Source organism: Streptomyces sp. SID3343, assembly GCF_009865215.1.
Lineage (GTDB): Bacteria > Actinomycetota > Actinomycetes > Streptomycetales > Streptomycetaceae > Embleya.
The window spans coordinates 15,610-28,256 of record NZ_WWJX01001251.1; the positions used below are offsets into that span (position 1 = coordinate 15,610).

9 protein-coding genes are annotated in these 12,647 nt (G+C 69.3%); 4 read left to right on the forward strand and 5 right to left on the reverse strand.

The features are described from left to right. Window position 1: 1 nt before the first annotated feature. Window positions 2–976, reverse strand: a complete 975-nt coding sequence (locus GT354_RS39175; protein WP_161361125.1) for an ABC transporter substrate-binding protein — start codon at window positions 974–976, stop codon at window positions 2–4. A 341-nt stretch (window positions 977–1,317) separates the two neighbouring features. Between GT354_RS39175 and GT354_RS39180 the strand changes: the two genes are divergently transcribed. The 3 genes from GT354_RS39180 to GT354_RS39190 all read left to right on the forward strand — a co-directional run bounded on the left by GT354_RS39180 (window position 1,318) and on the right by GT354_RS39190 (window position 3,574). Next, window positions 1,318–2,055 (forward strand): pirin-like bicupin family protein, encoded by a 738-nt coding sequence (locus tag GT354_RS39180; protein WP_161361126.1) that lies wholly within the window; start codon window positions 1,318–1,320, stop codon window positions 2,053–2,055. Window positions 2,056–2,145: 90 nt separating this feature from the next. Beyond that, window positions 2,146–2,598 carry a MerR family transcriptional regulator gene (locus GT354_RS39185; RefSeq protein WP_161361127.1) on the forward strand — a complete coding sequence of 151 codons (453 nt, stop codon included), beginning with the start codon at window positions 2,146–2,148 and terminating at the stop codon, window positions 2,596–2,598. Beyond that, window positions 2,570–3,574 carry an aldo/keto reductase gene (locus tag GT354_RS39190; RefSeq protein ID WP_202512787.1) on the forward strand — a complete coding sequence of 335 codons (1,005 nt, stop codon included), beginning with the start codon at window positions 2,570–2,572 and terminating at the stop codon, window positions 3,572–3,574. The genes GT354_RS39185 and GT354_RS39190 overlap by 29 nt, the downstream gene beginning before the upstream one ends. Window positions 3,575–3,610: 36 nt before the next feature. Here GT354_RS39190 and GT354_RS39195 read toward each other — a convergent pair whose 3' ends face one another. From GT354_RS39195 to aceE, 4 genes are all read right to left on the reverse strand, one after another. Then, complete coding sequence (locus GT354_RS39195; RefSeq protein WP_161361129.1) at window positions 3,611–4,780, reverse strand: hypothetical protein; 1,170 nt, start codon at window positions 4,778–4,780, stop codon at window positions 3,611–3,613. Beyond that, window positions 4,777–6,213 (reverse strand): hypothetical protein, encoded by a 1,437-nt coding sequence (locus tag GT354_RS39200; protein ID WP_161361135.1) that lies wholly within the window; start codon window positions 6,211–6,213, stop codon window positions 4,777–4,779. The genes GT354_RS39195 and GT354_RS39200 overlap by 4 nt, the downstream gene beginning before the upstream one ends. 151 nt (window positions 6,214–6,364) lie before the next feature. Then, complete coding sequence (locus tag GT354_RS39205) at window positions 6,365–7,807, reverse strand: NF041680 family putative transposase (protein WP_161361130.1); 1,443 nt, start codon at window positions 7,805–7,807, stop codon at window positions 6,365–6,367. A gap of 351 nt (window positions 7,808–8,158) precedes the next feature. Then, window positions 8,159–10,894 (reverse strand): pyruvate dehydrogenase (acetyl-transferring), homodimeric type, encoded by a 2,736-nt coding sequence (aceE, locus tag GT354_RS39210; RefSeq protein WP_161361131.1) that lies wholly within the window; start codon window positions 10,892–10,894, stop codon window positions 8,159–8,161. A gap of 959 nt (window positions 10,895–11,853) precedes the next feature. Here aceE and GT354_RS39215 point away from each other — a divergent pair. Next, window positions 11,854–12,297: a DUF3052 domain-containing protein gene (locus GT354_RS39215; RefSeq protein ID WP_161361132.1), complete on the forward strand. Its 444-nt coding sequence runs from the start codon at window positions 11,854–11,856 to the stop codon at window positions 12,295–12,297. Window positions 12,298–12,647 lie beyond the last annotated feature (350 nt).

A 12,647-nucleotide genomic window follows, 5' to 3' on the forward strand; every position in this document is an offset into this window, starting at 1 on the left:
GTCAGCCCTGCGTCGCACCGGCCTTGGCGACCGCGTCCGACACGGCCCGGACGAGATCGACCACCCGCGGGCCCCAGCGCGAGGCGATGTCGTCGTCGAGCCCGACCACGCCACCCTTCTGCACGGCGGTCACCTTGTCCCAGCCCGGGCGCTTGCCCACCGCGTCGGCGTTTTGCGCGCAGCACTTGGTGTCGGCGAGGAAGACCAGGTCGGGGTTGGCCTGGACGAGGTACTCGGCGGACAACTGCGGGTAGCCGCTGCCGTTCTTGTCCGCGTCGTCGGCGATGTTCCGCAGCCCGAACAGCGCGTACACCTGGCCGATGAACGTCTTGGACGTCGACGTGAAGAGGGTGTTGTCCAACTCGTGGAAGTAGCTGAGCTGCTTCGCCGGCTTGGGCGTCTTCGCCACGATCGCCGCGATGTCGGACTTCATCTTGCCCGCGACCGCGTCGGCCTCCTGAGTGTGCCCGGTGGCCGTGCCCAGGGTGTTCAGCTGCCGGTAGGCGTCGTCGAACGTCGTCGCCGCCGGCGTCAGCACCACCGGGATCCTGAGCTTGCCCAACGCCGCGACCAGACCGTCGACGTCGTCGGAGGCCACCACGAGGTCGGGCGTGTAGTTGGTGATCGCCTCGACGTTGGGCTTGAACCCGGACAGCTTGGTCTTGGGCGCGTCCGCGGGGAAGTTCGACTGGTCGTCCACGGCCGTGACCTGGGTGCCGGCGCCGATCGCGAACAGCATCTCGGTCGAGGACGGCGACAGCGAGACGATCTTCTTCGGCTTGGCCGCGATGGTGACCTTCGCGCCGCCCGAGTCCACGGTCGCCGGGAACGCCTTGGCACCCGCGCCGCCCGAGGGGCCGGCCTCACCGCTCTTGTCGCTCGCCTTGTCGTCCCCGTCCGAACCACCGCAGCCGGCGAGGACGAGCGCGCCGAACAGCAGTGCGGCGGCGGAACGGAGCAGGGGTACGGATCTCATCGAAACTCCAGGTCCTCGGACGCTGCAGGCGTCGGGACCCGTGGAGACGGATCGCCCCTCCTGCGAGGCCGATATCGTCGGCGTGGACGAGGCGACCTGGCTTATCCCCACACATTTCCCGGGGCATCACAGTTGCGGGACAGCGCCGGGATCCCACCGGACTTCGCTGCGTTCAACGCCGCCGGCGACAACCGGTCGCCGACGGGCGAACGATATCAACCGGTCCGTTCACCCTCGGTGACCGGGGCCCTTTTCCGACCGATCCGGGCGCAACAGGCGGGGGACGATCCGGGCGCAACCGGCGGGGAACAGGGCGACCCGGCCGCGCCGTTGAACCGGGCATGACCACCTTCGACACCCGTCGCGCCGGTGAGCGCTTCCACACCCGCGCCGGTTGGCTCGACTCGCACCACAGCTTCTCCTTCAGCCGGCACTACGACCCCGCCAACACCCACTTCGGCCTGCTCCTGGTCAGCAACGACGACACCGTCGCTCCCGGTACCGGATTCGACACGCACCCCCACCGGGACATGGAAATCGTCACGTGGGTGCTGTCCGGGTCCCTGGTCCATCAGGACTCGCAGGGCCACAACGGGATCATCCACCCCGGTCTGGCCCAGCGGATGAGCGCGGGCAGCGGCATCCTGCACTCGGAGAAGAACGACGCGGTCGGATCCCCCGACCCGGTGCATTTCGTGCAGATGTGGGTGGCCCCCGACGAGAACGGCATCACCCCCGGTTACGAACAGCTCGACGTACGTCCTCAACTGGAGCGCGGCGGGCTCGTGCCGATCGCCTCCGGCCGGCCCGGCCACGACGCCGCGATCCGCATCCACCAAAAGGACGCCGCGCTGCACGTCGCACACCTCGCGGCCGGCGGCTTTGCGACCTTGCCGTACGCGCCCTTCGCGCACGTGTTCGTCGCCCGCGGCATCGTGGACCTCGAAGGAGTCGGCCCCCTCGCGGCGGGCGACGCGGTGCGCGTGTCGGACGCCTCGGGGCAACGGATCACCGCGCTCCCGGACACCCCGGCCGAGATCCTGGTCTGGGAGATGCACGCCGCATTGACCAACGCGTGAACGATCGTGCTTGCTTGGAGTGCGCTCCAACTCCGTAGCGTTCTCGTTGTGCCCGTCCCACCGGGACGGGCTCCCCACCGGAGGCTCTCGATGACGGCCGAGCAGATCACCACCCACGACGCCGAGGTCGGCAAGTACTCGATCGGCGAGGTGGTCGAACGCACCGGCCTGACAGCGCACACACTGCGCTGGTACGAGCGCATCGGCCTGATGCAGCACGTCAGCCGCGAGGGACCCCGGTCGGGACGAGACGCAGGCGGGCGAGGCAGTCGGAGGCGCTACAGCGACCGCGACCTGGGCTGGCTGGAGTTCGTCGGCAAGATGCGGCTGACCGGGATGCCGGTCGCGGACATGATCCGCTACGCGGAGATGGTCCGCGCGGGCGATCACACCCGGGCCGCACGCCGGGAGCTGTTGCAGCAGCACCGCGAGGAGGTCCGCAACCGGATCAGCGACCTCCAGAGCTGCCTGCTCGTCATCGACTACAAGATCGAGACGTACGCGGAGCGGAGTAATGACCATGACCACTCTCAAGCTGGGTAACGACGGTCCCGAGGTATTCGCCCAGGGCCTGGGCTGCATGGGCATGAGCGCGTTCTACGCGGGCGCGGAGCACAACGAATCGGTGGCCACCCTGGAGCGCGCCCTGGACCTGGGGGTGACCCTGTTCGACACGTCGGACATGTACGGGCCGCACACCAACGAGGAACTGCTCGGTGCCTTCCTCGCCGAGGGCGACCGGCGCGAGCGGGTCACCCTGGCGACCAAGTTCGCGATCAACGTCTCCCCGGAGGGCGAGCGCGAGATCCGCGGCGACGCGGCCTACGTCAAGCAGGCCGCCGAGGCGAGCCTGCGCCGACTGCGCACCGACGTGATCGACCTCTACTACATGCACCGTCGCGACGTCCGGGTCCCGATCGAGGAGACCGTCGGCGCGATGGCGGAACTCGTCCGCGAGGGCAAGGTGCGGCACCTGGGCCTGTCCGAGGTCACCGCCAAGGAACTGCACGCCGCCGCCGCCGTGCACCCGATCGCCGCCGTGCAATCGGAATGGAGCCTGTTCACCCGCGACATCGAGGGCACCGTCGTGCCCGCCGTGCGCGAGGTCGGCGCGGCCCTGGTGGCCTACTCGCCGCTCGGCCGGGGCTTTTTGACCGGTGCGTGGGCCGCCGCCGAGACGCTGCCGGAAGGCGACTTCCGTCGCTTCCAGCCGCGCTTCACCGGCGACAACGCCGCCGCCAACACGGCGATCCTGGAACCCGTACGGACGATCGCCGCCGCGCACGGCGCCACCCCCGCGCAGGTCGCCCTCGCGTGGGTGCACTCGCGCACCGCTGCCTGGGGCACGTCGGTGATACCGATCCCCGGCACCACCAAGCGGCACCGCCTCGAAGAGAACGTGGCCGCCGCCGAACTCGCGCTCACCGATGCCGAACTGGCCGCTCTGGAGCCGATCGCCGCACAGGTTTCGGGCGACCGATACCCGGACATGGCGGCGACGTTCAACGACCGCGACTGACCCACCGCACCGAGGCCGCCCCACACCGGGGCGGCCTCAGTGGGATCGGCGCCCGTTGCGGCCTTCGCGCTCCAACGCGGCCACCACGTGATGGCGCAACAGGCTCTCGAAACCCGAGTCCCTGATCCGGTGTTCGAGCGCCGAAGGCGTCGTGTGCAACGCGGTGGCCGTCGCGGCCAGATCCCAGTCGTTCTCGTGCAGGCGCGAGAGCAGATGCCCGCGGCGGACCTGAGCCGCGGACAGCAGGAAGGTCTTGCAGTACGCGAGCCGACCGTCCTGGTGGACGATCCGCTCCCCGATGTGGTTCTCCTCGTCCAGGCGGAACGACGGGAGAAAACGCGACAGTTCGTACGGCCCGAGCCGATACGTGAACTGATGCGTGTACGCGTTCTCGCCGGTGAGACCCGACAGCATCAACCGGTGGAATCGCCCCCACGCGTCGTGCTGCCCGGCCGCCTCGCGGCGCAGATCCGCGATCGAGGACACCCGCTCCGCGGCGATCGTCGCGACGAAGTCCGGTACCGCGTCCACATAGTTGGCGTAGTGGAACAACGCCTCCCCGTACATGTCCTCCAACACCGTCGCGTGCAGGGCCCGATAGTCCGACGGGTGGGGCACCACGAACACGCTCGCGAGCGCGTCCGCGACGTACAACGCGACCCCGCACTGCCCCGGGTGAATCTCGAACACCCGCAGCGCGTCCGCCAATCCACGAACCCAGGCCCCGCAGAACGCCTCCTCCGTCCGAGGCGACAACCCCTCACGCACCGCCCGGTCGGTCCACTCCTCCCACGCGATCGACGGACCGCCGAAGTGCAACGCGAGATAGCCCTCCATGGCCAGATGCATCGGCAGAAACCGCAGCCGGGTGCCGTCCACCCCGCGTGCCATCCGCCGCAACGACCGCTTGGGCAGCCACACCTTCGCCCGGCGCGGCGTCGCCGGGCGCTCCTGAAGCTGCGTACCGAACGCCGCCGAAGGCCCCTGCCCCGTCTCCCACGACGCGACGAACGCGTGCGGAATGAAGGACCGATAGAACGTGCCGTCACCGACGTCGACGATCGACGGGTCCCCGACCCCGTACACCCGCCGATCCAACCGCAGATCGGTGATCGCCTCGTCGCGCACCAACGGCACGAGCCGGACCGCGCCCCACACCTGCGCGGGGCGAGCGGTCAGCCCCGTCAACGCGAAGTCACCGGTCATGTCGCCTCCTTCGCGGTCCGTGCATGGTCCTGTCGGGAATGCTCCCGTCGAGATCGGGAGCCCTGTCGAAATCGGTCCTGTCGGTTCGCCAGATAACCGCGCAGCTCGTCGAACCCGGCCCGCCCCTCGGCGAACCGGGCCAACTCCACCAACGCCGGGACATCCTCCGCGTCGCGCACCCCCACCGTCGGCACGCTCGCGGCCAGTCGCCTCACATCGAACCCGGCGGCGTCGTACACCGGGTTCAGATGCACCACCGCGGTCGCCCCGGCGGGGTCCAACCGCTCGCGCCACACCCGCAACACCTCCGCGGCCAGGCCCGGCGGGCTGTTGTCCCACCCGTCGGAGACCACGACCAACCGCTCGGGGGCGAGTTCGAGCGCGTCGAGGATCCGCTCACCCAGCGGCGTCGGCCCGCTCGGCCGCACGAACAGCGGATCGTGCGCGCCCGACGTCCACAGCCCCACGAAGTCCGTCGCGAGCGCCCGGAGCAGGTAGTGACACGCGAGCGCGACGGCCAGCGGACGCTGCCGCTTCACCGTCGACCCGAACGACGAGAAACTGTCGTCGAGTACCGCGACCACCCGCCCCCACGAACCGGCCGCACCGGCGGCCACGCGGCCCGCCGCGCCGGTCAGCGCCTCGTGCAACTCGTCGTGCCGAGCGGCCCGGGTCTGCTGCGGCAACGCCAGGACGTAGGACGCCAACCGGGTCAGCGGCATCGTGGCGAGATCCGCCGCGACCGACGTGGCCTTCGCCCGCTCGCCGGCCTGCTGAAGCCGCAACCGCTCCAGCCGGGTCAACTGCGGCGCGATCTTCTCCAGGAACTGCTCACGCTTGATCCCGTGCTTGGACGCCAGGCCCTCGGCGACCGTGTACGGAAGCTCGTACAGCGCGCTCGCCCCGTAGTGCGCCCGACGCCAGGTCTCGAACAGCGGCGTCGTGAAGACCGGCACCTTGCGCGTGGCGGTGAACAGGAACGTCCCTGTCTCCGCCGGTACTTCGAGGTGCGCGTGGCGCATCGTCGCCTTGACGCCGGCCCGATACTTCACCGCGTCGAAGACCGGATCGCGTCGCTGCGCCGTCCAGTCACGCATGATCGCGCGAGTGCGCCGGTTGTTGACGCCGCCGCGGGCCAGCTCGCGAAAAAGCTTGTACACCCGCTGGGGAGCCATCAGTTCCAGCCGGCGCGCGATCAACTCGCCCTCCCGTCGGCGCACATCGGGGGCCAGGTCGCGGCTGTTCTCCAGCAGATGCCGCACGACCAGCGCCGCGTTGAAGTCGTTGATGTCGAGCGCCAGGACCGCCGCGTACAGCTCGCGATAGTTGCCGAGCACGTACTCGTGCAGGAAGTCCACCGACAGCCGCTGCGCGTGCGCGTCGTCGCGGAACTCGCGTTGCCCGGTGGAGGTGACGGCCGCGTTGACGAACATCACGACGTCCTCGCACGCGACGAGTTCTCGGCGATCCACGACCGTCCCTTCGGCTGGGCAGGCATCTCGCCCGGCCGGCTCTCGGCCGGGCAAGCAGAAGCCGGCCGGGGAATGGAGGCGCGAACAGCGAAGGGGCGCTTAAGCTTGTGCTTTATGGTCTGACCTGGTCGCGTTCGATGATCGTCTCGGGGCGTTTCACGGTTTTGCCCACGTCGTAGCGGGTGGCGGGACGCTGGTTCTTCGAGCCGAGTGGCCGGCCCGGGCCCGGCCGGGTCGGTTTCGGCACTCGGGCCGGGCAGGGCAAAGTTGGGCGGAGGTTCCTGAACCCCCGGCGGACTCGGGCCGGGGTGAGCCTGTTCGGTGCGGCCGGTCGTTCCCAGGGTCGGCGGACGTCCTCGGCGAGTGGTCGGGCGAGGCGGAGCTGGGTGTGCGCGGTGATGATCAGCCACGTCCACCGATCGGCGGCTTCCGGGGTGCGGAGCTTCGGCCGGGTCCAGCCGAGCGTCTGCTTGATCATCCGGAACGTGTGCTCCAGGTCGAAGCGTCGAAGGAACGCCTGCCACCGCAGGTCGACGTCGCCGGCGATCATGCCGGTGACGGAGGACCACAGCCACAGCGGCAGTGGGTCTCCGCCGCCGGGCAGCCGGTCGACCTCCAGGCGAATCAACGTGCCCTCGATCAAAGGGAGTTCACCGTCGTGGTCGATCCACGCGGAGCGGGTGGTGAGCCGGGGGTGGATGCGGTCCCAGGCCGTCGCCCGGGCGGTGCCGTAGCGGTCGGTGACCTGTGTGGTGGCCGCGTCCGGCTCGCCCCAGGTGTCCGGTTTCGCGAAGCGGAACTCCTTGCCGTGCTTGGGCGGGCGGCCGCCCTGGGGCGGTGAGATCCACGGGCTGGGCACGGGCTTGCGCATGACCCGGTCCGAACGGAGTCGGCCCAAGACCTCCACCGGCAGGCCGTCCAACAGGTGGGCCATGCGCGGGGCGTCGTAGCCGGCGTCGAAGACGACCAGAATGTTCGGATCGCCTTCGCTCCACCGCCCGCCGGCGACCAGGTCCCCGACGACCCGGCGGACCTGGCGGGCGGTGACCTCGGCGACGTCGTCCTCGGGGCCGAGCCGGACGGCGTCCAGCAGTTGGCACCACGAGGTGCGGCCCGATTCCAGGGCGGCGACGAACGAATACGGCCAGCCCGGGATCATCAGGTGCTGGTCCCGGCCGCGGCCATAGGTGTGGCAGAACAGCCTGTCCGCGCTGGTGGGGGCGTCCGGCCGCAGCCAGTTGCTCACGTCCACGGCCAGGACGAGCCGGTCGTCGGCGGCTTTGGGCTGGGGCAGCGCGGCGAGCGTCCGTCGTAATCGCCCGACGTCGAGGCGGCCGCGGCTGAGAGCGTCGTACAGCGCGCCGTGCCCGCGGCGGTGCTCGGCAAGCAGCGTCAAGTCCACCGGCGCCGTCACCGGACCATCCGCGCACAGCAACGCGTCCATGAGCTCGAACAGTTCGTCACGCCGCGCGGTCAGACACGCGAAGAAGTCCTCCCGGAAGTGTGACGCTTCCGCGAACGGCTCCCGCCGAACATCGTGGTGCAGCAGACTCATTCCCCCACGGCCTTCGTGTCGATCGAGTGTGTCCTTGGTCGGAACACATGATCAGACGAAGGCCGTGTCCGCGTCCCGTGAACTCCCGGACGAGTGATCCCGTTCGAAGCGTCGTTCGAGGTCAGACCATAAAGCACAAGTTAAGAGGCGGTTCCGAAAGTCGCAACCGAAGTCCCGCGGCCGGCTCCAGGAGTCTAGGTCGCGGTGGGCCACGAGCGCTCGCCAATAACCATGCCGAGAGCCCGGACCCCCAAGACCAGGGAGCGGCCACGGGCGACAACGGGTGAGGCCCCGATCCGCGAACGGATCGGGGCCTCACCCGCGTTGCCGGCGGCTACCGCCGCGCCACGATCAGGCGTCGCCGCCGACCGTACCCACGCCGGCCGCCTTGACGTCGAGCAGGTCGTACTGCTGGATCGCCTTCGACACGAGTCCGGGCTCGATCTCGCCGCGCCGGGCCAACTCGGACAGGACACCCACCACGACGGACTCGGTGTCCACGTGGAAGAAGCGCCGGGCCGCGCCGCGCGTGTCGGCGAAGCCGAAGCCGTCGGTGCCCAGCGACGCGAAGTCGGCCGGGACCCACCGCGAGATCTGGTCCGGTACGGCCCGCATCCAGTCGCTGACCGCCACCACCGGGCCGGGACGGCCGTCGAGTACTCGGGTCACGTAGGGGATGTGCGGCTCGGCCTCGGGGTGGAGCAGGTTGTGCTCCTCCGCCGCGACCGCGTCGCGCCGCAGCTCGTTCCAGGACGTGGCCGACCACACGTCGGCGACCACGTTCCAGTCCTGCGCGAGCAGCTTCTGCGCTTCCAGCGCCCACGGCATGCCCACACCGGAGGCGAGAATCTGGGCACGCAGCGCGCCCTCCTTCGCGGGACCCTCCTGGTAGAGGTACAGACCCTTGAGGATGCCGTCCACATCGACGTTCTCGGGCTCCGCCGGCTGCGCGACAGGCTCGTTGTAGACCGTCATGTAGTAGAAGACGTTCTCGGCGTTCTCGCCGTACATCCGCCGCAGACCGTCCTTGACGATGTGCGCGACCTCGAACGAGAAGGCCGGGTCGTACGCGACACACGCCGGGTTGGTCGACGCCAACAGCTGCGAGTGCCCGTCCGCGTGCTGGGTGCCCTCACCGGTCAGCGTGGTGCGACCGGCCGTGGCGCCGAGCACGAAGCCGCGGCTGAGCTGGTCGGCCATCTGCCAGAACTGGTCGCCGGTGCGCTGGAACCCGAACATCGAGTAGAAGACGTACACGGGGATCATCTGCTCGCCGTGGGTCGAGTACGTCGACCCCGCGGCGATCAGCGAGGCCACACAACCGGCCTCGGAGATGCCGTCGTGCAGCATCTGACCCTGCGCCGACTCCTTGTACGACAGGAGCAGTTCGCGGTCCACCGAGTCGTAGGTCTGCCCGTGCGGGTTGTAGACCTTCGCCGTCGGGAACATCGCGTCCATGCCGAACGTGCGGTACTCGTCCGGCGCGATCGGCACGAAACGCTTGCCGATCTCGGGGTCGCGCATGAGGTCCTTGAGCAGGCGCACGAACGCCTGCGTCGTGGCGACCGGCTGCTTCGAACCCTTCTTCAGGACGCTGTAGACCGGGTCGCCGGGCAGCTTGAGCGGCTTGGACCGGTCGAGCCGCTGCGGCAGCGAACCACCGAGCGCGGCGCGCCGCTCGCGCATGTACTCCATCTCCTCGGACTTCTCGCCGGGGTGGAAGTACGGAGGGACGTCGCCTTCGAGCTGCTCGTCCGTGATCGGCAGGTAGAGCCGGTCGCGGAAGGCCTTGAGGTCCGACTTGGTGAGCTTCTTCATCTGGTGCGTGGCGTTGCGCGACTCGAAGTTCGGGCCGAGCGTCCACCCCTTCACCGTCTGCGCCAGGATCACCGTCGGCTGACCGACGTGCTCACGTGCCGACTTGAAGGCCGCGTAGACCTTGCGATAGTCGTGCCCGCCGCGGCCCAGCTTTTGGATGTCCTCGTCGGACATGCCCTGCACCATGCGGCGCAGGCGCGCGTCGTCGCCGAAGAAGTGCTCACGCACGTACGAACCGGACTCCACCGCGTAGGTCTGGAACTGACCGTCGGGCGTGGTGTTCATCTTGTTCACGAGCGCGCCGTCGGTGTCCTGCGCCAGCAGCGGGTCCCAGTCGCGACCCCAGACGACCTTGATCACGTTCCAGCCGGCGCCGCGGAAGTACGACTCCAGCTCCTGCATGATCTTGCCGTTGCCGCGCACGGGACCGTCGAGCCGCTGCAGGTTGCAGTTGATGACGAAGGTGAGGTTGTCGAGTTCCTCACGGGCCGCCAGGCCGATGTTGCCCAGCGACTCCGGCTCGTCCATCTCGCCGTCGCCCAGGAACGCCCACACATGGCTGCGCGAGGTGTCCTTGATGTTGCGGTTGTGCAGGTAGCGGTTGAACCGGGCCTGGTAGATCGCCCCGAGCGGACCCAGGCCCATCGAGACGGTCGGGAATTCCCAGAACTCCGGCATCATCCGCGGGTGCGGGTAGCTCGGCAGTCCGTTGGGGGCCGCCGACTTCTCCTGGCGGAAGCCGTCGAGCTGAGCCTCGCTGAGCCGTCCTTCCAGGAAGGCACGTGCGTAGATGCCGGGAGAGGCGTGACCCTGGAAGTAGATCTGGTCGCCCGACTCGCCGTGGTCCTTGCCGCGGAAGAAGTGGTTGAAGCCGACCTCGTACAGGCTCGCCGAGGACGCGTAGGTGGCGATGTGACCGCCGACCCCGAGCCCGGGGCGGTTCGCCCGCGACACCATGATCGCGGCGTTCCACCGCACGAACGCACGGATGCGCCGCTCGATGTTCTCGTCGCCGGGGAACCAGGGCTCGCTCTCCGGGGCAATCGTGTTGATGTAGTCCGTGCTGCGCAGGGCCGGCACGCCGACCTGTCGTTCACGGGCCCGTTCGAGCAGCTTGAGCATGATGTAGCGGGCTCGCTGTCGGCCCTGCTCGTTGATGACTGCGTCCAGCGACTCCAGCCATTCCCCGGTCTCGTTCGGATCGATGTCGGGGAGCTGGCTCGGGAGGCCGTCGCTGATGATCGAGAAGCGCTCTCGTCCGGAAGCCACGCTGTTCCTTCGCCTTATCGGTAGATGGGGACCATCCCCGCGAGCGCGGGGCCGACCACCCTGAGCGGTGTCGCGCCGTCCCCATCGTGGTACCCGGACGTTGGATCCGTCATCTCTACCGACCGGTAATGGACCGGCGGGGTGCCCGCCTGCATCACATTCACCGAGCTCGATCCGTGTTCGGTTACCGCGAAGGAGCGGAGCTGCCCTGATCGTCCGGCTGTCCCGGACGCTCCACGCGGCGGTTCGCGATTGCGGGGTGATGCAACCGTGAACCTCCAAGACCCTACGCCGACTGTCTTACGGACAGCGCACTGGCGTAGTTCCCGGAAGGGTATGAGTGCTTTCACACCCGTTGAACAAGGATGACGGACTCGCCGCGCGGGACGAAATGTGGACGCACACGGTGGCGACTCGGACCCCGGGGCAGACGCGCCGGCGGGGGCCGGCGGGGGCTCCGGAGTCGACGCGCCGGCGCGGGGCCGGGGACTCCGGATTCGAAGCGCCGGCGCGGGGCCGGGATTTCGGTGTCGACGCGCGAGCGGGGCACTGCGGGTGTGGCGCGGGCCCCGCCGACCAGGAGACTTCGGGTTCGGTGACCGGGCCGGCGGCAGGGGATTTCGGCTGTGGCGTCGACGCGCCGGGAAGGGACTTCGGCTCTGGCGTCGATGCGCCGGCAGGGGACTTCGGCTCTGGCGCCGACGCGCCGAAAGGCCGCTTCGGCCCCGGAAACACGGCTTTCGGGCGGCCCGGGCGGAGTCGGTGGGTCGCGGTCTGTCAGGCTGGTGTCTCGGATACGTTGCGTGATCCACCCCTGACGGGGGTAGCTTCCGGCGGGGTGCGCGGTGTGGCGTTTGCGCAAGTACGTGACCTGGGTACTTGCGCGATCAGCCTGGCGCGTGTGGACTTACGCGCGTGAGCCCCGAAGCGTTGTGGGGCCGGACAAGGGAGGTTAATTCGTGAGCGCGACCGCGGACCACGCGGAAGAACGGGCCAACTCGGCCGTTCGACTTGGGTTCCAGCCCGGACAGGTGGTCCAGGAGCTCGGTTACGACGACGACGTGGACGAGGAGCTGCGCGAGGAGATCGCGGAGCTCACCGGCACCGAACTCGTCGATGAGGACTACGAGGAAGACGTTGCCGACGTCGTCCTGTTGTGGTTCCGAGAGGATGACGGCGATCTGGTCGACACCCTCGTGGATGCCCTCGCCACGCTCACGGACGGCGGCCATATCTGGCTGCTGACCCCCAAGACCGGCCGGGACGGATATGTAGAACCCGCCGATATCGGTGAGGCCGCGCCGACGGCGGGCTTGGCCCGCACGACGAGCTTCGCCGCCGTCAAGGACTGGTCGGCGACCCGTCTGGTGTCGCCGAAGGCGGTGCGCAGCGGCAAGAAGTAACCCACGCCACTGCGGTTCAAGCAGACGAATGCGAGGCCCCGTTCGGTGACGATCGTCACCGAACGGGGCCTCGCTGCGTTGTGGGCGGGGTGGCGCGCGGGTGGGGGCTGGGCGGGGGCGCGTGGCTTCGTGGCGGTGGCGGTGGGGTGGGGTTGGTGTTGCGTCGTGCGGTGCGGGGCTGCGGTTTGGGTGGGGCTGTGGTTTGTCGCGGGTGGAGGTTCTGCGGGTCGGGGGGCTTGTCGGCCTGGCGTGGAGTTCGTGTTGCGTGGTGCGTTGCCCGTGGTGCGGGGCTGCGGTTTGGGTGGGGTTGTGGTTCTGCGGAGCCGGGTGGGCTTGTCGGCCCGGGATGG